The organism is Amycolatopsis sp. H20-H5, from assembly GCF_035828755.1.
Classification (GTDB): domain Bacteria; phylum Actinomycetota; class Actinomycetes; order Mycobacteriales; family Pseudonocardiaceae; genus Amycolatopsis.
In genome coordinates, this window is sequence record NZ_JAYMZS010000078.1 from 22,715 (window position 1) to 45,191 (window position 22,477).

At 69.3% G+C, this 22,477-nt stretch carries 25 protein-coding genes; 16 read left to right on the forward strand and 9 right to left on the reverse strand.

The genetic code is table 11. The annotated features are described in order from the left end of the window. Positions 1–42 precede the first annotated feature (42 nt). The 7 genes from QMK34_RS32295 (at position 43) to QMK34_RS32325 (ending at position 5,941) form a co-directional block, all read left to right on the forward strand. On the forward strand, positions 43–615 hold the full coding sequence (locus QMK34_RS32295; RefSeq protein WP_326418429.1) for a TetR/AcrR family transcriptional regulator: 573 nt from the start codon (positions 43–45) through the stop codon (positions 613–615). A 182-nt stretch (positions 616–797) separates the two neighbouring features. Then, on the forward strand, positions 798–2,657 hold the full coding sequence (locus tag QMK34_RS32300; RefSeq protein ID WP_326418456.1) for an ABC transporter ATP-binding protein: 1,860 nt from the start codon (positions 798–800) through the stop codon (positions 2,655–2,657). Positions 2,658–2,719: 62 nt separating this feature from the next. Further along, the gene (locus QMK34_RS32305; RefSeq protein WP_326418430.1) at positions 2,720–4,189 is read left to right on the forward strand and encodes a WS/DGAT/MGAT family O-acyltransferase; all 1,470 of its coding nucleotides are present in this window, start codon (positions 2,720–2,722) and stop codon (positions 4,187–4,189) included. Between the two features lie 3 nt (positions 4,190–4,192). Continuing rightward, a complete protein-coding gene (locus QMK34_RS32310; RefSeq protein WP_326418431.1) occupies positions 4,193–4,423 on the forward strand; it encodes an alpha/beta fold hydrolase in 231 nt (76 codons plus the stop codon). Next, a complete protein-coding gene (locus QMK34_RS32315; RefSeq protein WP_326418433.1) occupies positions 4,405–4,857 on the forward strand; it encodes a VOC family protein in 453 nt (150 codons plus the stop codon). The genes QMK34_RS32310 and QMK34_RS32315 overlap by 19 nt, the downstream gene beginning before the upstream one ends. Positions 4,858–4,929: 72 nt before the next feature. Beyond that, positions 4,930–5,502, forward strand: coding sequence for a hypothetical protein (locus QMK34_RS32320; protein WP_326418434.1), 573 nt, complete (start codon positions 4,930–4,932; stop codon positions 5,500–5,502). 34 nt (positions 5,503–5,536) lie between these two features. Next, the gene (locus tag QMK34_RS32325) at positions 5,537–5,941 is read left to right on the forward strand and encodes a CoA-binding protein (RefSeq protein WP_326418435.1); all 405 of its coding nucleotides are present in this window, start codon (positions 5,537–5,539) and stop codon (positions 5,939–5,941) included. 59 nt (positions 5,942–6,000) lie between these two features. Here QMK34_RS32325 and QMK34_RS32330 read toward each other — a convergent pair whose 3' ends face one another. Beyond that, positions 6,001–7,404: a phosphocholine-specific phospholipase C gene (locus tag QMK34_RS32330; protein ID WP_326418436.1), complete on the reverse strand. Its 1,404-nt coding sequence runs from the start codon at positions 7,402–7,404 to the stop codon at positions 6,001–6,003. Beyond that, positions 7,401–8,543, reverse strand: coding sequence for an NHL repeat-containing protein (locus QMK34_RS32335; protein WP_326418438.1), 1,143 nt, complete (start codon positions 8,541–8,543; stop codon positions 7,401–7,403). Before QMK34_RS32335 ends, QMK34_RS32330 begins: the two co-directional genes overlap by 4 nt. A gap of 149 nt (positions 8,544–8,692) precedes the next feature. Between QMK34_RS32335 and QMK34_RS32340 the strand changes: the two genes are divergently transcribed. After that, on the forward strand, positions 8,693–8,827 hold the full coding sequence (locus tag QMK34_RS32340) for a hypothetical protein (protein WP_326418439.1): 135 nt from the start codon (positions 8,693–8,695) through the stop codon (positions 8,825–8,827). On the opposite strand, the gene QMK34_RS32345 is transcribed toward QMK34_RS32340, so the two are convergent. The 4 genes from QMK34_RS32345 to QMK34_RS32360 all read right to left on the reverse strand — a co-directional run bounded on the left by QMK34_RS32345 (position 8,806) and on the right by QMK34_RS32360 (position 12,927). Then, the gene (locus QMK34_RS32345; RefSeq protein WP_326418440.1) at positions 8,806–9,477 is read right to left on the reverse strand and encodes a response regulator transcription factor; all 672 of its coding nucleotides are present in this window, start codon (positions 9,475–9,477) and stop codon (positions 8,806–8,808) included. The two genes, QMK34_RS32340 and QMK34_RS32345, sit on opposite strands and share 22 nt — an antisense overlap. Beyond that, entirely contained in the window at positions 9,477–10,871 is a 1,395-nt protein-coding gene (locus tag QMK34_RS32350; RefSeq protein WP_326418441.1) for a sensor histidine kinase, read from the reverse strand. Before QMK34_RS32350 ends, QMK34_RS32345 begins: the two co-directional genes overlap by 1 nt. Positions 10,872–10,976: 105 nt before the next feature. Further along, positions 10,977–11,702 carry a type 1 glutamine amidotransferase gene (locus QMK34_RS32355; RefSeq protein ID WP_326418443.1) on the reverse strand — a complete coding sequence of 242 codons (726 nt, stop codon included), beginning with the start codon at positions 11,700–11,702 and terminating at the stop codon, positions 10,977–10,979. Continuing rightward, a complete protein-coding gene (locus tag QMK34_RS32360; RefSeq protein ID WP_326418444.1) occupies positions 11,692–12,927 on the reverse strand; it encodes a MurT ligase domain-containing protein in 1,236 nt (411 codons plus the stop codon). Before QMK34_RS32360 ends, QMK34_RS32355 begins: the two co-directional genes overlap by 11 nt. A 222-nt stretch (positions 12,928–13,149) precedes the next feature. Here QMK34_RS32360 and QMK34_RS32365 point away from each other — a divergent pair, with 222 nt between their 5' ends. Continuing rightward, entirely contained in the window at positions 13,150–13,932 is a 783-nt protein-coding gene (locus QMK34_RS32365) for an IclR family transcriptional regulator (RefSeq protein ID WP_326418445.1), read from the forward strand. A 490-nt stretch (positions 13,933–14,422) separates the two neighbouring features. Here the strand turns inward: QMK34_RS32365 and QMK34_RS32370 are convergent, their stop codons facing one another. After that, a complete protein-coding gene (locus tag QMK34_RS32370; protein WP_326418446.1) occupies positions 14,423–15,577 on the reverse strand; it encodes a C1 family peptidase in 1,155 nt (384 codons plus the stop codon). Positions 15,578–15,751: 174 nt separating this feature from the next. On the opposite strand from QMK34_RS32370, the gene QMK34_RS32375 reads away from it, so the two are divergent. Continuing rightward, a complete protein-coding gene (locus tag QMK34_RS32375; protein ID WP_326418447.1) occupies positions 15,752–16,645 on the forward strand; it encodes a hypothetical protein in 894 nt (297 codons plus the stop codon). A 42-nt stretch (positions 16,646–16,687) separates the two neighbouring features. Here QMK34_RS32375 and QMK34_RS32380 read toward each other — a convergent pair whose 3' ends face one another. Next, the gene (locus tag QMK34_RS32380; protein WP_326418448.1) at positions 16,688–17,527 is read right to left on the reverse strand and encodes an alkaline phosphatase family protein; all 840 of its coding nucleotides are present in this window, start codon (positions 17,525–17,527) and stop codon (positions 16,688–16,690) included. Between the two features lie 205 nt (positions 17,528–17,732). Between QMK34_RS32380 and QMK34_RS32385 the strand changes: the two genes are divergently transcribed. The 5 genes from QMK34_RS32385 to QMK34_RS32405 are packed head-to-tail and all read left to right on the forward strand — an operon-like array spanning position 17,733 to position 20,815. After that, positions 17,733–18,296: a helix-turn-helix domain-containing protein gene (locus tag QMK34_RS32385; RefSeq protein WP_326418449.1), complete on the forward strand. Its 564-nt coding sequence runs from the start codon at positions 17,733–17,735 to the stop codon at positions 18,294–18,296. Next, the gene (locus tag QMK34_RS32390; protein WP_326418450.1) at positions 18,293–18,511 is read left to right on the forward strand and encodes a hypothetical protein; all 219 of its coding nucleotides are present in this window, start codon (positions 18,293–18,295) and stop codon (positions 18,509–18,511) included. Before QMK34_RS32385 ends, QMK34_RS32390 begins: the two co-directional genes overlap by 4 nt. Continuing rightward, on the forward strand, positions 18,478–19,527 hold the full coding sequence (locus tag QMK34_RS32395; protein WP_326418451.1) for an MFS transporter: 1,050 nt from the start codon (positions 18,478–18,480) through the stop codon (positions 19,525–19,527). Before QMK34_RS32390 ends, QMK34_RS32395 begins: the two co-directional genes overlap by 34 nt. A 42-nt stretch (positions 19,528–19,569) precedes the next feature. Next, positions 19,570–20,433: a thermonuclease family protein gene (locus QMK34_RS32400; protein ID WP_326418452.1), complete on the forward strand. Its 864-nt coding sequence runs from the start codon at positions 19,570–19,572 to the stop codon at positions 20,431–20,433. A 4-nt stretch (positions 20,434–20,437) separates the two neighbouring features. Further along, complete coding sequence (locus tag QMK34_RS32405) at positions 20,438–20,815, forward strand: VOC family protein (RefSeq protein WP_326418453.1); 378 nt, start codon at positions 20,438–20,440, stop codon at positions 20,813–20,815. Between the two features lie 4 nt (positions 20,816–20,819). Here QMK34_RS32405 and QMK34_RS32410 read toward each other — a convergent pair whose 3' ends face one another. Continuing rightward, positions 20,820–21,779, reverse strand: coding sequence for an SDR family NAD(P)-dependent oxidoreductase (locus QMK34_RS32410; RefSeq protein WP_326418454.1), 960 nt, complete (start codon positions 21,777–21,779; stop codon positions 20,820–20,822). Between the two features lie 77 nt (positions 21,780–21,856). Here QMK34_RS32410 and QMK34_RS32415 point away from each other — a divergent pair, with 77 nt between their 5' ends. Further along, entirely contained in the window at positions 21,857–22,333 is a 477-nt protein-coding gene (locus tag QMK34_RS32415) for a pyridoxamine 5'-phosphate oxidase family protein (RefSeq protein WP_326418455.1), read from the forward strand. The last annotated feature ends 144 nt before the right edge of the window (positions 22,334–22,477 follow it).

Genomic DNA, 22,477 nt, shown 5'->3' on the forward strand with positions numbered 1-22,477 from the left:
GACGTTATTGATCTGTGATTTTTGCTCACGTAGGCTCACCCCATGAGCAGGCCCCGAGGCAGCGACCGTCGCGACGGCATCATCCGCGCCGCGTTCGACGTCCTCGCCGAACGCGGCTATCGCGGCACCTCGCTCGCCGCCGTCGCGGAGCGGGTCGGCCTCACCCAGCAAGGGCTGATGCATTACTTCCCCACCAAGGAAAACCTGCTGGCCGCGGTGCTGGAAACGCGCGACCAGTGGGACCTGCTGAACTTCACGCGTTCGAAGGACCCGTCCGCGATCGGCGCGACGGAACTCGCGGAACTGGTGGACTACAACGCGACCAGGCCCGGCATCGTCCGGACGTACACGGTGCTTTCCGCCGACAGCGTGACCGAGGACCACCCGGCACGGGAGTACTTCCACGACCGCTACGCCCGCGTCCGCCAGCTGGTGGCGCAAATGCTGGAGCGCTACGCCGACGACCTCCCCGCGGGCCTCACCCCCGCGCAGATCGCGCCCATCGCGGTGGCCGTACTCGACGGCCTGCAACTGCAATGGCTGCTCGACCCCGACGAGGTCGACATGCCCCAGGACTTCCGCAACTTCCTCGCCCTACTGGGCATCAAAACCTAACTTGCAACTGCCCCTGAAGGCCACCTTCACAGCGTTTTACGCCGTGAAGGTGGCCTTCAGGGGCATACGACGTCCCCACGCGACCGGGATTGTCGGACCTGCGGAGTAGAGATGTAGGGGTGCACAGAACCGGCGATCCGCCCGCTTCCTCCGCCCCGCTCATCGGGGTGGAGAACGTCAAGATGCCCGCGTGGGCCCAGGTGGACGAGCGGGTGGCGGCGGCCGGGTTCGGCCAAGCGGTGCGCACGCTGCCCGCCGCCATCGCCGTCGTGGCCCGGCTCGCTTGGCGCAGTTCGCCGAGGCTGACGCTGCTGGCGGGCCTGGTGCACGTGGTTTCCGGCGGTGTCACGGCTTTCGGCCTGCTCGCCACGGCGAACGTGTTCACCGCTCTGCTGCAGCGCGGGCCGACGCCGGAGCGCGTGCTGGAGTCGCTGCCGTCGATCGCGGTGGTCATCGCGTCGTACGCGGTGCGGGCCCTGCTCGACACGGCGGTCGCCGCGGTCGAGGGCGCGCTGCGGCCCCGGGTCACCACGGCGGCGGGTGACGACGTGACGGCCGCGGTGGTCCGGGTGCGGCTGCTCGCCTTCGAGGACGCCGATTTCCGCGAGCTGGCAAGGCAAGGAGCGAACCACGGCGTCCGGGCGATCGAGTCGAGCGTGCGGATGCTGGCGGATCTCACCTCCTCGGCGATCTCGCTGCTGGCGGCGATGATCACGGCCGGGCTGCTCAATCCCTGGCTCGCACCGGTGCTGCTGCTCGCGGCGGCCGCCGACGGCTGGGCCTCGGCGCGGGTGGCCAAGCTCAACTACCGGCACTACCTCGACACGGTCGGCAGGCATATGCGCAAGGGCATCGTCGAGGAGGTCGCGACCTACCGGACGCTCGCACTGGAACGGCACGCGCTGACACTGCAGGAGCCGCTGCTCGGCGAGTACCGGCGAATCACCGAAAGCCTGCGAGACGAGGAGATCACGCTCGCGCATCGCAGCAATGTCGTCCGGCTGACGGGCCGCGCCGCGGCCGGGCTGGGCACCGCGGTCGCGTATCTGGTGCTGGGCTGGCTGCTCTATTCGGGCGAGATGCAGCTCGCGCTGGCGGGCACGGCGGTGCTCGCCATGCGGACGGCGTCGAACTCGCTGTCGAACACCATCCGCGCGGTCAACATGCTCTACGAGGACTCGTTCTACATCTCCTTCCACAGAAAGCTGCTCGAAGAGTCGGCGGCTCGCAGCCCCGCGCCGGGCGGGGTCGCCGTCCCACCGGACCCGGCCGAGATCCGGCTGGACAACGTCACGTTCACCTATCCGGATCAGGAGAGTCCGGCACTGCGCGACATCAGCACGACCATCCGGCGAGGGGAGGTCGTCGCGCTCGTCGGGGAGAACGGCTCCGGCAAGACGACGCTGGGCAAGCTGCTGACCGGGCTGTATCCGCCGTCGGCGGGTGCCGTCTACTGGGACGGCGTCGATCTGGCGGAGGCGGATCCGGCGTCGGTGCACGAGAACATCGCCGTCATCGCGCAGGAACCCGCCGAATGGCCGATGACGGCGGCGAACAACATCACCGTCGGGAGGCTCGGCAGGCCGGATCCCGGCCGCGCGGCCTGGCTGGCGGCGATCAGCTCCTCCGGCGCGGACGAGGTGATCGATTCCTTGCCCGCCAAGGAAAACACCATGCTGTCGAAGAAATTCAACGACGGCCAGGACCTGTCCGGCGGCCAGTGGCAGCGGATGGGCATCGCCCGCGGGATCTACCGGGACGCTTCGGTGCTGGTGGCCGACGAGCCCACGGCAGCGCTCGACGCACGGGCCGAAGCGCGGGTGTTCGCCGGGCTACAGCACGCGAGTACGTCCGGCGCCGGGCGGCGGACGACGATCCTGGTCACGCACCGGCTGGCGAACATCCGCCGGGCCGACCGGATCCTCGTGCTGGACAAGGGCAGGCTCGTCGAGCAGGGCACCCACGGCGAACTGATCGCGGCGGGAGGGGTGTACCACGAGCTGTACGAGATCCAGGCAAGCGCTTACCGGACACCCTCCTAGCGGATTTACCGCGGGCCCCGGCCCGAGCAGACTGACGGGCCGGGCATCATCAGGAGGCTTCAATGCGGCAGTTGACCCCGTTGGACGTGCAGTTTTTGAACGCCGAATCGACGACGACCACCGGGCACGTGGGTGGGCTCTCGATCTTGGACCCGTCGACGGCTCCCGGCGGGGACGTCACGCTCGACGACCTGCGCGCGCTGATGGAGCAGCGGCTGCACCTGGCGAAACCGCTGCGCTGGAAGCTGCTGCGAGTGCCGCTGGGGCTCGACCACCCCTACTGGATCAACGACCCGCATTTCGACATCGAATACCACGTCCGGGAGATCGCGCTACCCGCTCCTGGGGACGAGCGCCAGCTCGCCGAGCAGATCGCGCGGCTGACCGCCCGGCCGCTCGATCGCCGCCGCCCGTTGTGGGAGGTCTACCTCGTCCACGGCCTGCAGGACGGCAATCTCGCGGTGTACACGAAGGTCCACCACAGCGCGATCGACGGTGTCTCCGGCGCGGAGCTGCTGGGCGTGCTGATGGACGTCTCGCCCGAGCCGCGGGCGGTCGAACCGGCGCTGAGCGGCCCGCCGCAGGAGGTGCCGGGGCCACTGTCGCTGGCCGTCGGCGGGGTGCGGCGGATGGCGATGCACCCGATCAAGACGGTCCTCAAGGTGCCGAAGCTGCTCCCGCACGTCGACGAGCTGCCAGGGCTGGCCCGCGTTCCCGGCGTCGACCTGCTCGCGAAGGCGGGAAGCGCGCTGAGCCGCCTGACGCGCCAAGGGCCTGGCAGGCATGAAGCGGAACGGCCGCGGCTGATGGCGCCCGACACACCGTTCAACGGCCCGATCAGCCCGCACCGGCGGCTCGCATACGGCTCTCTGCCGTTGGAGGACGTGAAGCAGGTCAAGCGGGCTTTCGGTGTCACGGTGAACGACGTCGTCATGGCCCTGTGCGCGACGGTGATGCGCCGCTGGCTGATCGACCACGACGCGCTCCCGGCGGATCCGCTGGTCACGCTCGTCCCGCTGTCGGTGCGCACGCCCGAGCAGGCGAAGTCGGCCGGGAACCAGATCTCGGTGATGCTCGCGCCACTGCCGACCCACATCGCCGACCCGGCCGCGCGGCTGGCGCATACGGCGCAGTCCATGGTGTCGGCGAAGAAGCGCTACCAGCCGTTGCCCGCGTCGTGGCTGGTGGACTTCAGCAGCATGCTGCCCGCCGCGCTCGGCGGGCTTTCCGCGCGGGCGCTGATGAAGTTCCTCGGCGCGACCGCGCCGGTGGTGAACCTGGTGGTGTCGAACGTGCCCGGCGCGCAGCTCCCGCTGTTCCTCGCGGGCGCGCGGCTGCTCGGCAACTACCCGGTGTCGGCCATCACCGACGCGAGCGGCGGGCTGAACATCACCGTGATGTCGTACAACGGGCAGCTCGACTTCGGGATCGTGGTGTGCCGGGAGCTGATCCCGGACGTCTGGAACCTGATCGGCTACCTTCACGAGGCGATGGCCGAGCTGCTCAAGCTGGCCGGCGAACGGGAGGACTAGCCGATGGCGGAGCGCATGGCCGGCGTCAACGGGCTCGAGCTGTGCCACGAGACCTTCGGGGAGGCGTCGGGCCGTCCGCTCCTGCTGATCATGGGGCTCGGCTCGCCGATGATCTGGTGGGACGAACAGTTCTGTGAAAACCTTGCAGCACAAGGGTTCTACGTCATCCGCTACGACAACCGCGACACCGGCAAGTCCACCCGGATGCACGGGCGTTGCGCGAGAAGCACCTGAAGCCGGTCGAGAGCCGCCCGGAGACGTTCGGCCGCGGCATCCACCACACCGCGCTGATCTCGAGTGACGTCGAGCGGACGATCGAGTTCTACCAGGGCGTGCTGGGCTTCCCGCTCACCGAGCTGTTCGAAAACCGCGACTACCCCGGCTCCAGCCATTTCTTCTTCGACGTCGGCAATGGCAACGCCGTCGCGTTCTTCGACCTGCCCGGCCTCGACCTCGGCTCGTACGCGGAGGTGCTCGGTGGTCTGCACCACCTCGCCCTGTCCGTGACACCGGAGAACTGGGCGCGGCAACGCGCGCGGCTCGACGCCGCCGGGGTGGAATACCTGCAGGAGAGCGAGACGTCGATCTACTTCACCGACCCGGACGGCGCCCGCGTCGAGCTCATCTCCGACCCGCTCGGTGAGATGTACGGCGAAAAGATCGGCTGAAACCGCTTGCGGGCGCCCACTTTTCGCCTACCCTGTCCGCAACCCGATGGGGAAGCGAAGGACGGGAGTGGCATGTCCGACTGGTCGAAGTCACGGGCGAAGGCGCGCATCGATCGCCGCGAACTGCTCGACGAGTTGACCGCCCGCACCAGTTTCGAGGTGCGGGTCCAGCTCAACGGCACCCCGGCCGTCGGCTACGACGATCCTGCCGACATCTTCGGCATCGGGCACACCGAATGCGCCGCGCTGCTGGCACACCGCCGCGTCCTGCCCCTCTGGGAACGACTGCTCCTGGCTCGTTACGCACGCCGCGTCCACGGCCGGGCCATCGTCGGCAGCGTCGCCGAAGTCCCCACCGGCGGCACGCCCGCTCCGCTGTCGGCCGCCTTCCCCCACGAGATCGCCGCACTCGCGTCGCGCTCGGGGGACACCGGCGCGAAGTACGACATGCAGGGTCGCGGGCTGCTGACGGTGTTCCGCATCGCCGTCGGGAAGGGCGGCGAAGTCTGGGCCGACCGCGAGGACGTCGCGACGACCTCGGCCCGCAACATCCTCACCTGTACGTCGACGTTCACCCGGCGCAAGCCGTGGCACGTGCTGTGGCCGGTGTACCGCGTCCGCGGCCTGCGGGTGTGGAAGCTGTAGGAATTCCGCCGGTCACGCCGGTGTTGAACCCGGCATGAGCAAGACCGCGGAAGAAGTACTCGCCGCAGCGCGGACCATCGCCGTCGTGGGACTGAGCCGGGACCCGGCCAAGGCCGCCCACTGCGTCCCGGCGGTGTCGCAGGCCCACGGGTTCCGGATCATCCCGGTGCACCCGAGCGCCACCGAACTGCTGGGCGAGAAGGTCTACCGGACCCTCGCCGACATCCCCGAGCCGGTCGACCTGGTGGACGTCTTCCGCCCGTCGCCCGAAGCCGCCGGGATCGCCGAACAAGCCGTCGCGATCGGCGCCAAGGCCCTCTGGCTCCAGCAGGGCATCGTGTCCGCCGAAGCCCGCCGGATCGCCGAGTCGGCAGGCCTGGACTACGTCGAAAACCGCTGCACCGCGGTCGTCCGCGCCACCCAAAACCTCACCGTCTGATTGCCTCTGAAGGCCACCATCACGGCGTATTACGCCGTGATGGTGGCCTTCAGGGGCAATCAGGGAAGGTGCTGGGGGCCGGTGGGGACGCCGGGGGCCGGGTTGTTGCGGACCTCGGTTTGTGCCTTGCGCAGCTTCGTGACCGTCGTCCGGTAGCGGAGGTCGTCGCGGTCGCGCGGGAAGCGGGATGGCGGGCGGTCGAAGCGGAACGTCGAGGTCAGGTCGCCGACGGTCTTGCGCCGCCAAGCGCTGATGTGCGGCTCGGGCACCCCGAAACGCTGCTCCAGCAGGCGGATCAGCGACGAGTGGTCGAACGTCTCCGAGGAGACGAAACCGCCGGTCGTCCACGGCGAGACCACGATCGTCGGCACGCGGAAGCCGAGGCCGATCGGCACGCCGCCGACGAACTCGTCCGGGGTCCCGGCGGGCGGGGTCGGCGGGAGGACGTGGTCGAAGTACCCGTCGTTCTCGTCGTAGGTCAGGATGAACGCCGTTTTCGCCCAGACGTCCGGGTTCGCCGCGATCGCGTCGATCTTGGACGCGATGTACTGCGCCCCCGCCGCGGGCATCCAGTTCGGGTGCTCGGTCTGCGCCGACGGCGCCACCAGCCACGACACCGCGGGCAGGTTGTCGTTGCGAGCGTCGTGCTCGAACCAGCCAGCGGACTTCTTCACCATCGCGTTGCGGTACAACGGAGAAGACTTCGGCGCGTCGGCGAACTGCCGGAACCACGCCAGCGAGTTGTCGTCGTAGTTGTCCTCTTCCTGGTAGATACGCCAGGAAACGCCCGCGTCGGTGAGCCGCTCGGGATAGGTCTTCCACGAGAGCACCGGCTCGTCCGAGGACATGTAGTTCGTGTTCGCGGGCCCACCCGCGGTGCCCTGCGGGTCGATCCAGCCGGTCCACATGTACAGCCGGTTCGGGTTCGTGGGCCCGATCACCGAACAGTGGTAGTTGTCGCAGACGGTGAACGCCTCGGCCAGCGCCCAGTGGAACGGGATGTCCTCGCGGTCGTAGTACGCCATCGTCTTGGCGCCCTTGGCCGGGATCCAGTTGTCCATCTTCCCGTTGTTCCACGCCGCGTGCTGATCCGACCAGTTGTGCGGCAGGCCGGGCGTGGCCTGCGCGTTCGTCGTCGACGTGTTGTACCGGAACGGCAGCAGATACCCGTCCGGATGACCCGAGAAGGGTTGCTGGAACACGGAATTACCGTTCGGCAGCTTCATCGCCGTCGGGTCCTTGAAGCCGCGAACGCCTTCCAGGTTCCCGAAGTAGTGGTCGAAGCTGCGGTTCTCCTGCATCAGGATGACGATGTGCTCGATGTCGCGCAGACTCCCCCGTCCCGGCCGGGAAGACGGTTCGGCGAGCGCCTTGCGGACGTTCGGCGGCAGCACCATCGCGCCCATCGCGGCGGCGGCCGCGGCGGCGGTGCCGAGCACCCGGCGCCGGGTCAGGTCGGTCACGACACTCCAAAGTGGACTATGCGGTTGTTGCCCGTGTCGGCGACGAACACGCGATTCTGCGCGTCGACGGCGACCCCCAGCGGGAAGCTCAGCGTGCCCTTGCCGTCCAGCCCGAACTCGGCCCGGTAAGGCCCCGCGGTCCGGAACTGGGCCACCCAGCAGTAGTCCGGCACGGTGATGTAGGCGTCGCCGGTGCTGTTCACCGCGACGTCGGACGGGTTGGACAGGCCGCCGAACTCGCTGCTCTGCCCGTAGCCGATCGAGCCGATCACCTTGCCCTCGGCCGAATAGCGGACGACGGCGACGCTCCCGCTCGCGGCGCGCCCGTTCTGCGCGACCCAGAAGCCGCCCGCGCCGTCGGGCGTGATGCCCTGCGGGGAGCTGACTTTCTCGGTGATGGCGGCGAGTTCCGCGCCGGTGCGGGTGTCATACCGCGCGATGCGCTGGTGGCCGGTGTCCGAGACGACCAGCCGCCCGGCCGCGTCCACCGCGACTCCGCGCGGATTGTCCAGTTTCCCGGCGCCGAACTCGCGCACGAACCCGCCCCACCAGGCGTACTGGGCGACGCGGTTGTTGCCGGTGTCGGCGACGTAGACGTTGCCCCCGCCGTCCACCGCGACGGCCTGCGGGGCCTTGAGCCGCCCGGCCAGCACGCGGACGAGACGGCCGTCGCGGCTGAAGGCCTGCACCCGGTCGTTGCCGGTGTCCGCGACCCAGACCTGCCCGCGCGCGTCGACGGTGATCCCGGACGGCGCGGCGAACTGGCCGGGACCACGGCCTTCGCAGCCGAACGCGTCGCGGAACACCGGCGGCTCGGTCTGCGGGGTCGGCCTGACGCTGAACTTCACCGGGTCGGCGAGCCAGCTGTAGCCATCGTTCGAGAGGTAGAAGGCGATGTAGTCGCCCGCCCCGAGCGCGCCCGAGCCGAACGAGACGGCGCCGCTCGCCTGCGGGACGTACTCCCAGAGTGTGGAAGCGCCGACGTAGCGCTGGTCGACGGGGCCGTTGCCCGGATCGGCGTAGAGACCGACCCAGTTCTTCGGCGTGACGGACGCCGGTGGCGTCGAGTAAGTAAAGGCGATCGGCTCGCCCTGCTCCACTGAGGAAGCGCTGCCGATCAAGGTCCCGGTCACTGGCACGGCCTCAGGATCCCTGTAGGCGACGTCCAGGTCCACCGCCGAAAGTAGGTCCGCGACCTTGTTCAGGCACTGTTCCGCCCGTGCTCACGCGGAGGATTCACAGCGCATGCTCAGCGTCCCCACAGCGCCGCGGGCATAGTCTCACCGGCATGTCGACGACCTCCGCGCTGATACTGACCGCACTGGTGGTCGCGCTGGTGGCGGTGCTCGTGTGGGGTTTCCGGCGGGCGGGCGACGGGCCGGAGACGCCGATCGAGTCCGATCAGGATGCCGAGAGGCGGTAGCCCACGCCACGCACGGTTTCGATGGTGTGCGTGCCGAACGGGGTGTCGATCTTGCGCCGCAGGTAGCCGACGTAGACCTCGACGACGTTCTCGTCGCCGTCGTAGTGCGCGTCCCAGACGTGCGTGAGGATCTCGTTCTTGGTCAGCGCCGAACCCGCGCGCCGCAACAGGAACTCGAGCAGCCCGAACTCCCTCGCGGTCAGCTCGATCCGCTTCTCTCCCCTGTGGACGGTCCGGGCGGCGGGGTCGAGCAGCAGGTCCCCGGCGGTGAGCACGGCCGGGCGCGCGGGGGCGCCGCGCCGCAGCAACGCGCGCAGCCGCGCGATCAGCACGACGAACGAGAACGGCTTGCTCAGGTAGTCGTCGGCGCCGAGGTCGAAGGCGTCGGCCTCGTCGTACTCGCCGTCCTTCGCGGTCAGCATCAGCACCGGGGTCCACTTGCGCGCCGCGCGCAGCCGTTTGAGGACCTCGTAGCCGGACATCTCGGGCAGCATGATGTCGAGGACCACGACGTCGTAATCGTGCTCGGACGCGGACCACAGTCCGTCCGGCCCGGTGTGCGCGACGTCGACGGTGAAGCCCTCGGCCATCAGGCCCTTGCGCAGGGTCTCGGCGAACTCGCGCTCGTCCTCGACGATCAGCAGCCGCACTAGTCCTCCTCGATGACCGGCAGTTCGATGACGAAACACGCGCCGGGGTAGCGGGAGTCGTCGCTCTCGACGTACCGGGCGCGGCCGCCGTGGCGGGTCGCGATCCCGGCGACGATCGGCAGCCCCAGCCCGGTGCCGCCGTGGTGACGCTGGCGCGACGCGTCGAGCCGGACGAACCGCTCGAACACGCGCTCGCGGTCGACGGCCGCGACGCCGGGACCGTCGTCGCTGACCTCGACCACCGCGTACCCGCCGGTGACCCGGCTGACCACGCGCAAACGTTTGCGAGCATGGTCACGGGCGTTGTCGACCAGGTTGCGCACGGCCCGGCCGAGCTGGGCCTCGCTGCCGTGGACCTTCGCGGGCCCCGCGCGGACCTCGATCTCCAGCTCAGCGCCGGGCGAGACCCGCTCGGCCTCGGCACGCACGATGTCGTCGAGGTCGACCTCGGTGTTCGACGGCCGGTCGGTGGTGTCGTCCGTGCGCGCCAGCACGAGCAGGTCGTCGACGAGCTCGCGCAGCCGCGCCGTCTCCCTGGCGATCACGGGCACCAGCTCGTCGGTGCCGAAACTCTCCGGATGCTGGCTGGAGACGTCGAGCGCGGTGCTGATGGTGGACAGCGGTGAGCGCAGCTCGTGGCTGGCGTCGGCGACGAACCGGCGTTGCGCGGACTGTGCCGAAGCGAGCCTGCCGAGCATGCTGTTGAGCGTGGTGGCCAGCCGGTGGACCTCGTCGCGGCCGGGCGGCAGGCCGACGCGGGCGGTCAGGTCGCGGGTGGAGATCTCCGCGACCGCGCGCCGCATCCGCTCGACCGGGCGCAGCGCCGAGCCGACCGCGCGGTACACCGCGAGCCCCGAGATCGCGAGCAGCGGCAGCGCGATGACGCCGAGCAGCAGGGTGAGCCGGGTGGACGCCTCCGTCACCGGTTCGAGTGACCTCGCGGAGACCACGGTGTACGGCCCGCCCGGACCGTTGACCAGCTGGGAGACCACGCGGTATTCGGCGCCGTCGCCGTTGAGGCCCAACGGCAGGGTCTCGACGATCTCGTTGCCCTGCACCGGGCGTGCGCCGGTCAGCGCCGGGCGGCCGACGATGGCCGGGTCGCTCGCGATGGGGCGGCCGCGCATGTCGAGGACCTGCGTGACGGCCTCGGTGTCGCCGGTGCTGGCGACGTCGCTGGCGGACAGGTCGCGCGCGCCTTCACGGGCGAGCTGGATGGCGACCTGACGGCCGGTGCTGCGAGCGCTTTCGGTGACGCTGCGGTCGAGGGACTCCTCCAGCAGCACGACGACCACCACCCCGGCGGCGGCCATCGCGAGCGCGAGCGCCACGACCGCGACCGCCGTCGTGCGCATCCGCACGCCGGTCGCGGCCAGCAGCCGCCGCCACTTCATCGCGTCACCTTCATGAGCGCAGCGTAACGATGCTGAAGGTCGCCTTCAGTGCGTTGGGTGCACCAAAGGCGACCTTCAGCAGGTCTGACGCACCAAGGGCGACCTTCAGCCACGGCGGCGGCGACGGGGCGTGAGCAGGCGTTCGGTGCGCAGCTGGGTGACCTCGGCGAGGTCCAGCGGCGGCAGCGGGTGGCCGACGAGCCAGCCGAGCAGGAGGTCGGCGAGCGCGGGGTTGCGGGCCAGCACCGGGCCGTGCAGGTAGGTCGCGACGACCTTGCCGGTCACCGCGCCCTCGGTGCCGTCGCCGTTCCCGGTCCCGCGCACGACGCGGCCCAGCGGCTTGCTCGACGGGCCGAGGGTGGTGTGCCCCAGATGGTTTTCGAAGCCCGTCAGCAGTTCGCCGCCGAGCAGGTCCACCGGCTCCGCGACGAGTTCCGCGACCGCGCGGCGCTCCCCCGGCTCGGTGGTCACGTCGATCAGGCCGAGGCCCTCGTGCACGACGCCGTCGGTCCCCCGGAACGCGGCGCCGAGCACCTGCAGCCCCGCGCACACCCCGAGCACGACGGCGCCGTTGCCCGCCGCCCGCTGCAGCCCGGGATGCTTGCGCAGATGCGTCGCGGCCAGCGCCTGCGCGTCGTCCTCGCCGCCGCCGAGCACGTAGACGTCCAGCCCGGACGGCACCGGCTCGCCGAGGCGGACCGACACCGTCTCGGCCTCGAAACCCCGCCACTGCAAGCGTTTGCGCAGCACCTCGGCGTTGCCCGAGTCGCCGTAGGTGCCGAGCACCTCGGGCAGGACGAGTCCTATTCGGACGGTGGAATCAGGAACCATCCGGCAACCTGCCCAGCAGGTCGCGGAACGCCGTGTAGTTGGCCACCAGCTCGACGCTGCCCGCCTCCAGCAGGTCCACCGCGCGGACCGGATCGGCTTCCGCCCGGTACGGCACCTCCGCGTACCGCAGGCGCACGGCCAGATCGGCGCATCGCTCACCCGCCGCGACGACCTGCCTGCCGCGCAGCCGCTCGAACGGGACGTCCCACAGCCACGACATGTCCCGTCCGTCCGCCTCCTGGGCGTTGACCGCGATGACGACGGGCGTGTCCTCGGTCAGCACCGGCAGCGTTTCCGCCCAGCCTGCCGGGTTCTTCGCCAGCATCAGGTGCACGGAGTGGCGGGTGCGGCGAATCGTGCGGTAGCGGCCGCCGATGTCACTGATCGTGCGCAGCCGGGCCGCGGCGGTGTGCGGCGGTACGCCGATGCTGTCGGCGGCGGCCAGCGCGAGGGCGGCGTTGGCGCGGTTCGCGTCACCCGGCAGGCGCAGATCGAGGTCGACCACGGTGTTGTCGCGCACCCGGACGAGCAGATCGCCGTTGAGCGCCCAATCCGGCTCCGGCCGGGTGAGCCCGCACGAGCAGCTCCACTGATCCAGCACGTGACACACCGCGCGGCCACACCGGGGACACGCCACGGAATCCTCGGTCCAGCGCCGCCCGGTGCTCACCCACACCTTGTTCGCCGCACCGGAGGCGGCCGAGGTGATCATCACGTCGTCGCAGTTCGCGACCACGACTGTGGTGGGCAGCGCTTCCATCGCCGCGCGCAGTTCGCGTTCGGTGGACCGGACTTCGCCGACGCGGTCGAGCTGGTCGCGGCTGAGGTTGAGCAGCACGACCACGGCCGGGTTCACCTGCTCGGCGACCCACGGCACGTACGTCTCGTCGACCTCGAGCACCGCGTACGGCGCGGCCGGGCTGGAGGTCAGTGCGGCGAGCACGCCGTCGGGCATGTTCGCGCCGTCGCTGTTCGACGCCACCTCGGCGAGCGCTTCGAGCGCGCGGGTGAGCATCAGCGAGGTCGTCGTTTTCCCGTTGGTGCCGGTGATCAGCACGACGGTCCGCTCGCGGCCGAGCCGTCGCAGCGCCAGCGGATCGAGCTTGAGTGTGACGCGGCCGCCGATCATGCCCCCGCTGCCGAAGCCGGCGCTGCGCGAGAGCCAGGCGGTCAACCGACCGGCGGCAACGGACGCGCGGGTACGCAACGGGTTTCGAATAGTCACTGACGCACGGTGCGCCTCCGGCGCTGTGAGGACCCTGAGAGCGTGTCGCGGGTCTCTTGACCACCGACAGTCATCGGAGGTTGGACCATTCTCAGCAGGGCGTTACCTTGCCATGTGCAAAATAATCAGAGATCTTCCCCACAAAGGTCGGAGGTGTTAACGTCCGAAACCGCTTAGCGGAAACAGGTACCACTCAGCGGGACAGGCCCAAAGGAGCGCATCGTGGGGGTTGAACGCGAGCTGGACTCGAGCGGCACCCTGGAACGGGGGCTCGCCGTGCTCGAACACGTGGGCCAGCACCAGGAGATTTCCACCAACGCGATCGCCCGGCAACTCGGGCTTTCCCGCAGTGCCGCCTATCGCATCGTCGCGACGCTCAAGAAACTCGAATACCTCGAAGCCGACCGCACCACCGGCCGCGTCCGCCTCGGCACGCGGCTGGTCGAGCTCGGCGCCCGTGCGATGGCCGCCACCGACCTGCACCGCTGCGCCCCGAGGTACCTCGCGTCGCTGGCGGAACGGTCCGGCGAGACGACGTATCTCGCCGTGCCGGACGCCGACGCGATGGTCTACGTCGCGACCGAGCGCAGCGCCAGCGCGGTCACCCTGGCCTGCCGGCTCGGCACCCGGCGGCCGCAGCACGCGACGTCGCTGGGCAAGGCCTGGCTCGCCGCGCTGCCCGAGCCGGACCGCGCCGAGCGGGTCCGGCGGATGAAGCTGGAGAGCCTCACGCTCAAGACGATCATCGACCCGGTCCGGCTGCTCGACGAGCTCGTCAGGACGAGCCGCCGCGGCTGGGCGGTGGACGAGGTCGAGAACGAGCCGGACGTCGGCTGCGTCGCCGCGGCGGTCCGCGACCACACCGGGCGGCCGATCGCCGCGATCAGCGTCGCCGGGCCTGCCGTCCGGGTGCTGCGTAGGCTGGACGAACTCGGCTCGACGGTGGCGGGCACCGCGGCGGCGTTGTCGCTGCGGCTCGGGTACGCGCGAACTCAGCGGGGTTGAGCGTGACCTGGATAGGACTGCTGCCCCCGATCCAGAGGTCCCTGAAGGCCACTGTCTCTTCTAAGAACGCGTCTGAGAACTGACGTAGTAGCCGCCGCTCGAAGCCTCGGGTGCCTGGCCTTCGAAGCCGCCTACCCTCCACAAAGGACGGAAAGTCTGCCCATTCGCCCGTTTCATACCGCCATGACCGTTTTATGCGTGCCCCTGAAGGCCACCATGACGGCGTTAAACGCCGTGAAGGCTCCCATCAGGGCACACGGCAAACCTGGGGTCGCGACCGAAGGGGACTTCCCTCCACTCAACCTCGCAAAAGTCCCCTTCACCAGAACAGACCGCGTGACAGTCCCCGTCAGTCAACACGGCCCTAGGCACCAAACTGGACGCCATGACATCAGCTTCCGGACGCCCTCTCAGGCCCGTCGCCTCGTCGGCGACGGGCCTGACAGCGTTATACGCCGTCATGGTGGCCTTCAGGGACCGTCAGCGAGGCTCAGCCGTAGATCTGGAAGGAGAAGCTGGCCGAGCCGCTGGTGCCGTTGGACTCCTTGGCCGTCACGGTCACCGCGAAGGTGCCGCCCGCGGTCGGCGTGCCGGAGATCATGCCCGAGGAGCTGATCGACAGCCCGGCGGGCAGGCCGCTCGCCGAGTAGGTCAGCGCGCCGCCGTCGCTGGCGTTGCCCGACACCTGGATCGTCTGGAACAGCGGGTTTCCGCGGAAGCCCCACTGGTCACCGGGGCTGGTCACCGACACCGTGCCGCCGGGCGTCGGGCCGGGGCCGGGATCGGGGGTGGGGCCGTCGGCGACCAGCTTGCCGACGGCGTGGGCCTCCTCGATCTGGTTGGTGACGAACTTCCACGGCAGGTTGACGTAACCGCCATCGCCCCAGCCGGTCCCCCACGAGTTCTCCACCCGCACGCCCTGGTCGTTGTAACCGACGATGGCGATCTCGTGGCCACCCAGCGACTGCCCGTTCAGCTCACTCTGCGTCGGGTAATAGCCGTAGTTGCCCGCCGTGGAGGAGTTGAGGTTTTCGAAGCTCTGGTACACCTGGAACGCGAAAACCACCGGCATCCCCTGCGCGAGCGAGTTTTTCACGTCGTTCTGCAACTGCGAACCGGTGTGCAGCGCAGTGGCGCCCGAAAGCTTCCACTGTGCGGCGTTTGCCCGTTCCTTACTGTCGGGCTGGGTGGTGTAGTCGAAGTCGCCCTGCCAATAGTCGGCCTTGGTGTCGAGGCCCTGGCTGGTCAGGATGCTGAAGTGGTCACGGGCGTAGCTGCCCTGGTCGTTGCCCTTGGCGATCTGCGCGTAGGTGTACATCGGGGCGTGCGGAGCGCCCTTGATGCCCTGCTCGCCCTCCAGGATGGAGTAGGACGAATAGTCGATCGCCCAGGCCACGCATGAACCGACTTTGCCCTGGTCGCCGGGGGTCAGGCCGTACTTGCTGAGGTCCACGCTGGTCGGCACGGTGGCCGCCGCACGCAGGGGCAGCGCGGCGCCGACACCGGCGGGATGCCGGTCGACCAAGGCGCCGTAGGCGTGGTGCGGGACAGCGGGAGCGGCGGCGGCCATAGCCGGGGCCGCCGCGCACACGGTACCGGCCACCGCGAGCCCGGCAACAATGCGGGCGCATTTCTTCGCATTCATGGAATACCTCGTTTTAAGTGGGGAAAAGGAGACAAGATTCGTTCGCGACGGCGAATTCGATAAGATGACGATAGACAATGAATTCGGCGACAAGAAGGTACTTTCGTAGGGCGGGGATAACTTTTAAGGCGGCGGAGGGTGCGAAGTGGCCGCCGGGGGTGATAATCACCGGCGATGACCGAACAACCCGCCACCTCGTTCGCGTCGGCGCTGCACGGCGCGATCCTCGCGCGCGGCCTGACGCTGGAGAGGCTCGTCCACCGGCTGGCCGAGCGAGGGTTCACGCTGAGCACCGCGACGCTGAGCTATTGGTCGCGCGGCCGCAGCCGGCCGGAGCGGCCCGAATCGCTGGCCGCGCTGTCCGCGCTGGAGGAAATCCTCGAGGTGCCCGGGGACTCACTGCGCGGACGCCTGGTCGGGCGGGTCCGCCGCGGCCGGGCGGGCCCCGGCCACGCGGTGCCGCTGACCGAACTCTGGGGCACCGCGGCCGAGGACGTCGACGACATGATCGCCCAGGTCGGCCTGCCGCCGGAACACCGCCGGGTGCTCAGCTTCCACGAGCGGTACGAACTCGACGCCAACGGCACGGAGCTGTTCTGCCGGGTGATCATCGTGCTCGAGGCGACCAGCGGCAACGCCGACCAGATGATGCTGGTCTTCCGCGACGACGCGGGCGGCTCCTCGCTGCCGTCGATCATCCCGGTGAACGGCGTGCGGCTCGGCCGGGTCGGCCGCGACGAGTCCACCCACGTGCTCGTCGCCCAGCTGTGGTTCGAGCAGTCGCTCGTCAAGGGCGAGCGGACCGTGGCCGAATACGAGCTCGAATTCGGTCCTGGCGGGAAACGATCGTTGATGTGCGAGCGGCGCTTCACCGCCCCGATCAGGCAGTACGTGCTGGAGATCGGCTTCGACCCGGCCGCGGTGCCCGTCCGGTTCCGGGCGGCGGACGAACCAGCCGACGCCGAGCACACCGACCGGCCGCTGTCGGCCGACGGCACGAACACGGTCCGCCAGATCTGGCTCGACCGGCCGCCCGGCATCTACCGGATCGACTGGGAATGGGACTGAAAGCCGCCTCCCACACCGGCGGAAGGCGACCTTCAGCGGGGACTACTGCCAGCTGTCGGTGATGCTGGTTGCGCTGCTCGCGTTGCCGAGGTGCGTCAGGCCGTACATGTCCTCGATGGTGCGCAGGACGCTGTAGTGCGTGATCTTCTCGCTGTAGTCGCCGGGCTTGACCGGCTGGCCGTAGAAGACCGTCGGGATGCGGTTGGCGGTGGTGAAGTCGTCCTCGTCGAAGTCGACGACGAGCAGGCTGTTGTGCGTCGCGGCCCAGTCGGCGTAGCTCTTGAGGTTGTTCTTGAGCCAGGTGTCACCGGTGGATACCGAGCAGTCGTGCATGTCGTTGCACAGGTCGGGGATCACGTAGGAGACGGTCGGCAGGGTCGAGTAGTCCGACGGGAAGGCCGTGTACGGCTTGTTCGTCGAGGTGGCCAGGTTGCTGAAATTGACCCACGGCGCGTGCTTGCGCGCGTACTTGCCCGTGCTGCAACCGGTGTAGCCGGTCGAGGGCAGGCCTTCGGAGTAGCCGGCGAACGTGCGGCCGGAGTCGACGAGCTGCTTGCCGAGGTTGTTCGCGGTGAAGGTGTGCGGGCAGGAGTCGTTGCTGACGCCCTGCGTGCTCCCGCTGAACTGCGCGAGGTAGTTCGGCTGACTCGGGTGCGTCACCGCGTAGGACTGCGTGAAGTTGGCGCCCGTCTTGGACAGCGAGGTGATGTACGGGGCGCTGGGGCTGTCGATGACCTGGGGCTGCTGGTGGTTCTCGAACAGGACGATCACCACGTGGTCGGGCGTCGGCACCGCGCCGGCGGCGGACGACGTGGTCGCCGCGGTCATCGAGACGGCGGCTGTCGCCGCGAGGGTCAGGCCGAGGAACTTTCGTAGACGCACGGTCTCTCCCGGTGGGGTTAGGGGAAACTTCGGTTCGGACCTCGAACGAGCGCTGTGCAGCGTCTCGGCCGAAGACGAACGCGGCGTGAGCCTGGCATGTCCACCCGTGGAACAGTGACCAATTCACTCATTCAGCCGCACAGTTTGCCATCCTCTAACCGAAGACTTCTTCGCGAAGATGTCTTCGGAAGTATAGAGTGACGGCATGGAGCCGAAGTTCGCGAAGAAACTGGACGCGCGCAGCCTGCGCGGCCTCGCCCACCCGCTGCGCATGCGGATCCTCTCGATCCTGCGCGGCAGTGGCCCGGCCACCGGCGCGCACCTGGCGAAGCAGCTCGGCGAGGACAGCGGGAACATCAGCTGGCACCTGCGCCAGCTCGCCGAGTACGGGTTCATCAGCGAGGACGAAACCCTGGGCACCAAAAGGGAACGCTGGTGGCGCGCGGAGCACAAATACACCGAACTCGACGTCTCGGAGTTCGTCACGGACCCGGAGTCACAGATCTCGTTGCGCACGTTCCTGGCCGAGGCCGCTGGCCAGCAATACGAACGCGCCTCGGGCTTCCTGCGGGAGGAGTGGAGTGTCGAGTGGCGCTCCACGGCGGCGTTCTCCAACTGGCGGCTCAGGCTCACTCCCGCCGAGCTCGAGGCCGTTCAGGTACAGGTTCGAGAGATCCTCGACCGGCGGGAGGGGAGCGACGGCGAAGGCACCGAGGAGGTCCTCATCCAGCTCCAGGCCTTCCCGCACAGATTCGCGCCCGAGGCGTGAATCGCGACTTCCGGCTGCTGTGGCTGGGTGAGACGGCGAGCCAGGCGGGCACGGCGGTCACCGCGGTGGCGTTGCCGCTGGTCGCGATCGGGGCGCTGCACGCGAGCACGTTCGCGGTCGCCGCGCTGGAGGCGGCGGTGTGGCTGCCGTGGCTGCTGATCGGCCTGCTCGCCGGGCGTGGGTGGACCGCCTGCCGCCGCGCAAGGTGCTGGTGATCGGCAATCTGACGGCGTTGGCACTGCTCGCGAGCGTCCCGGTCGCGGCGTGGGCGGGCGTGCTGAGCTTGGCCCAGTTGCTCGTGGTGGCTCTGCTGCTGGGCGTCGCCTCGATGTTCTCGCAGACGGCGTACCAGGTGTTCCTGCCCTCGGTCGTCCCGGCCGAGGACCTGGCGCGGGCGAATTCGAGGGTCCAGGGCAGCGCGTCCGTCGCGCTGATCGCCGGGCCGGGCGCGGGCGGACTGCTCGTGCAACTGCTGGGCGCGGTGAACGCCCTGATCGCCGACGTCGCGAGTTTCGCGGCGTGCGCGCTCTGCCTGCTCGGCGTGCGGACTCCGGACAGCGCACCCGCGCGGCCGGAAAACCGGAACCTGTCGCGGGAGATCCGCACCGGGCTGCGGTTCGTCGCGCGGGACCCGTTCCTGCGCGGGCTGACCCTCTACAGCGCCGCCGGGAACATGGTCGACGGCGCGCGCGAGGCGATCCTGATCGTGTTCCTGGTGCGGACAGTGGGTGTCGACCCGGCCGGGGTGGGCGTGCTGATCGCCTCGATGGGGGCGGGCGGCGTGCTCGGCGCGTTCCTGTCGAGCCGGATCGCGAACCGGCTCGGTACGGCACGGGCGATCCTGCTCGCCGAACTGTGCGCGATTCCCTTCGTCCTGCTCATCCCGCTGACCACGGCCGGGGCCGGGCTGGCGTACTTCGTGGCAGGCAGGCTGGTGGTGAGCGCCGGGGTCACGGTGTCCAATGTGGTCATCGGCAGCTTCCGCCAGAGCTACTGCCCGCGGGAACTGCTCGGCCGGGTCGTCGCCGCGGGCCGGTTTCTCGCCTTCGGTGCGATCCCGATCGGCGCGGTGCTCGGCGGCGCGCTCGGGACCGGGCTCGGCGTCCGCGAGACTATGTGGATCCTCGCCTGCGCCCAGATTCTCTGCGTCGGGATCCTGCTGGCTGGTCCGCTCAGGAAAGTGCGCGAGCTCCCGGTCCGCTGCGAAACCGTGACTGCTCTGGATGGATGAACTACGTTCGGAATTCCGGCGTGGAGTCCTACCGTTTGAACCATGCCACTGACGCTGATCAAAGGAACGTTCCAGCTCGTCGGCGCTTCACCGGATGGTGATTCGGTGCGTTTCTATCCCGACGACCCGATGGCCACGGCGAAAGCGGGGCTCAAGGTCCGGCTCAATTCCCGGGGCGGTATGCAATTGCGGCTCGACGCGATCGACGCGCTGGAGACGCACTACCGGGCGGGCGCGATGTGGCACCAGCCCGTCGAGTTCGGTTCCGGCGCGGCCGCGAAACTGCTGACACACCTGGGTTTCAAGAAAGTCGAGCGGAACGACAAGGGCATCGTCACCTCGGCGACGCCGGAGCAGGTCCCCGGCCACATCCTCACCCGGTTCGCCGACAAGTACGGCCGCGCGGTGGCCTTCGCGCACGCCGGTCAACGGCCGGGGCGTTCGGTGGACGGCGCCCAGGTGCGCGTGGACGTCAAGGCACTCAAGACTTCCGCGAACTACAAGCTCGTCGCCGAAGGGCTCGCGTATCCGACGTTCTACTCGCTGCTTTATCCCGACCTGCGCCAGGCACTCGCCGACGCGGCGGTGGCCGCGCGCACAGCGGGCTCCGGACTGTGGGCGCAGGACGTGACGAACAAGGGATTCCGGCTGAAGTCCCGCAAACAACTCAGCGAGGAACTGGTGATCCTGCCGAAGCTGTTCCGCCGCTTGGCCGACTATCTCGCGCTGGACGAGAGCGGCGGCGTTTCGCTGACCGGTTTCGCGCACTACCTCGACACCCGCGATGACCGGCTGTTCACCGTCCCGGATGGACACTCGACGGAGTTCGCGACGCTGGTGACCGTGCAGCGGCAGACGATCACGCTTACCGTGGAACCCGAACGGATCGTCTTCGCCGAAGGGTGACCGCGTGACTTCGAGACCACGGCTGAGCCTGTCGGGCATCGTGCTCGACACCCCCGACACGCACACGCTCGCGGACTTCTACCACCGCCTGCTCGGCTGGGCGGTCAAGACCGACGAGCCCGGCTGGGCGAAACTCACCGCGCCCGAGGGCGGCGCGGGCCTGTCGTTCCAGCACGAACAGGCATACGTCCGGCCGGTGTGGCCCGCCGGGCCCGGCGACCCGCGGGTGCAGGTCCACCTCGACATCCTGGTCGACGACCTGGACACGGCAGGGGCGCACGCGATCGCCCAGGGCGCGGCGCTGGCGGACCACCAGCCGCAGGACGGCGTCCGGGTCTACTTCGACCCGGACGGCCACCCCTTCTGCCTCTTCGTTTCGTAGTGCGTCAGGCGAAAGCGTCGACGCCGGTGAGCTCGGCCGACAGCGTCCACAGCCGCGCGGCGCTCGCGGGATCGATGGCGTAGTCACGCACGCGAGTCAACTCTCCCGCGTCCGCGGGAGCGGGCTCGGCGATGTCGCAGTCTTCGCAGTAGACACCGCCCAGACCGTCGAGCCGCGGCGAAGTCACGGCCCAGACCGCGGTCGACGCACCCTGTTCCGGCGTCTTGAACGCGGGGTTCAGGGCCTGGCCATCGGCGTCGATCCAACCGGCGTCGACCATTTCCTGCTGGGGCAGATGCCGCTGCAGCGGGGTCAGGATTCCACCGGGATGCAGCGAAAACGCCCGCACACCAACATTTTTCCCCAGCGCGTCGAGCTGGACGGCGAACAGCGCGTTGGCCGTTTTGGCCTGCCCATAGGCCTGCCACTTGTCATAACCCCGCTCCCACTGCACGTCATCCCAGCGGATATCGGCGAAGTGATGGCCGGACGACGACAGCGCGGCGACGCGAGCGCCACCCCGCGCGATCGCGGGCCAGAGCCGGTTGACGAGCGCGAAATGACCGAGATGATTGGTCGCGAACTGCGCCTCCCAACCCGGCCCGACGCGCGTTTCCGGGCAGGCCATGATCCCCGCGTTGTTGATCACGAAATCGATGTCGCGCCCGAACGCGAGAAACCGCTCGGCGAAGTCACGGACACTCTCGAGGTCCGCCAGGTCGAGCTCATCGACCTCGACGCGCTCGATCCCGTCCACCGCCTCCAGCGCGGCCGCCCGGCGCCGCGCGGGCACGACGACGTGAGCACCGGCCTTCGCGAGCGCGCGGGTGGTCTCAAGCCCGATGCCCGAGTAGCCACCGGTGACAATGGCGAGCTTGCCGGACAGGTCGATCCCGCGCAGCACTTCGTCCGCGCTGGACTTCGCGCCGAATCCGGACCCGATCTTGTGCTGAGGCGTAGTCATGCCCCGAATGCTACGAACTGGAGCGCACTCCAGGTCAAGTTGACCTCCACCACGGTGGAGGGTGCACCCTCCCGTCCATGGGCACCTCGGACTTCGACCTCTTCAGCTTTCTCGACGAGCCGGGCCGCCCGGCAAGCCTCGCAACGGTCACCACGAGCGGGAAACCGGCGCTGGGCATGATGTGGTTCGCGTTCGAGGACGGGCGTTTCTGGTTCCACACCCCCGATCAGGCGGGCCGCCCGGTACCGTTCCTGAACGCCGCGCGCGCCGGGCGCGACGTCGCGGCGATGGTGGCCACGTTCGACCCGCCGGACGTCCGGCAGGTGCGCGTCACCGGCCCGGCCCGGATCGAATACCGCGATGTGGCCAGGATCGAGCGGATCTACCATCGGTACGTCCCCACTTGGACGCCGGAGTGGGCAGCACAGACGACCAGCGAGGAACTACACCTCTGGTCCCTCTCACCCGAGCGCGGCATGGCCGTCACCTTTCCCGGCCTCGAGAACCGCCCGTCGTACCGCTGGTCCACCGCCGCCGACCTGCTAGCCCACTGAACCGACGCGGACGCGAGCAGTACCCCTGAAGACCACCTTCACGGCGTCTAAACGCCGTGCCAGGACCTAAGCGAGGGCCGCCCAGGCAGGCTATCCGTCCACAAAGGACGAACTTGCCGCACGGTAGTCCGTTTGATTCCGACT

Excerpts from the sequence above, each read along its gene's own strand:
- QMK34_RS32295 (WP_326418429.1), top strand. The coding sequence starts at position 43 with ATGAGCAGGCCCCGAGGCAGCGACCGTCGCGACGGCATCATCCGCGCC.
- QMK34_RS32300 (WP_326418456.1), top strand. The coding sequence starts at position 798 with ATGCCCGCGTGGGCCCAGGTGGACGAGCGGGTGGCGGCGGCCGGGTTC.
- QMK34_RS32305 (WP_326418430.1), top strand. The coding sequence starts at position 2,720 with ATGCGGCAGTTGACCCCGTTGGACGTGCAGTTTTTGAACGCCGAATCG.
- QMK34_RS32310 (WP_326418431.1), top strand. The coding sequence starts at position 4,193 with ATGGCGGAGCGCATGGCCGGCGTCAACGGGCTCGAGCTGTGCCACGAG.
- QMK34_RS32320 (WP_326418434.1), top strand. The coding sequence starts at position 4,930 with ATGTCCGACTGGTCGAAGTCACGGGCGAAGGCGCGCATCGATCGCCGC.
- QMK34_RS32325 (WP_326418435.1), top strand. The coding sequence starts at position 5,537 with ATGAGCAAGACCGCGGAAGAAGTACTCGCCGCAGCGCGGACCATCGCC.
- QMK34_RS32340 (WP_326418439.1), top strand. The coding sequence starts at position 8,693 with ATGTCGACGACCTCCGCGCTGATACTGACCGCACTGGTGGTCGCGCTG.
- QMK34_RS32350 (WP_326418441.1), bottom strand. The coding sequence starts at position 10,871 with ATGAAGTGGCGGCGGCTGCTGGCCGCGACCGGCGTGCGGATGCGCACG.
- QMK34_RS32355 (WP_326418443.1), bottom strand. The coding sequence starts at position 11,702 with ATGGTTCCTGATTCCACCGTCCGAATAGGACTCGTCCTGCCCGAGGTG.
- QMK34_RS32370 (WP_326418446.1), bottom strand. The coding sequence starts at position 15,577 with ATGAATGCGAAGAAATGCGCCCGCATTGTTGCCGGGCTCGCGGTGGCC.
- QMK34_RS32375 (WP_326418447.1), top strand. The coding sequence starts at position 15,752 with ATGACCGAACAACCCGCCACCTCGTTCGCGTCGGCGCTGCACGGCGCG.
- QMK34_RS32385 (WP_326418449.1), top strand. The coding sequence starts at position 17,733 with ATGGAGCCGAAGTTCGCGAAGAAACTGGACGCGCGCAGCCTGCGCGGC.
- QMK34_RS32400 (WP_326418452.1), top strand. The coding sequence starts at position 19,570 with ATGCCACTGACGCTGATCAAAGGAACGTTCCAGCTCGTCGGCGCTTCA.
- QMK34_RS32410 (WP_326418454.1), bottom strand. The coding sequence starts at position 21,779 with ATGACTACGCCTCAGCACAAGATCGGGTCCGGATTCGGCGCGAAGTCC.
- QMK34_RS32415 (WP_326418455.1), top strand. The coding sequence starts at position 21,857 with ATGGGCACCTCGGACTTCGACCTCTTCAGCTTTCTCGACGAGCCGGGC.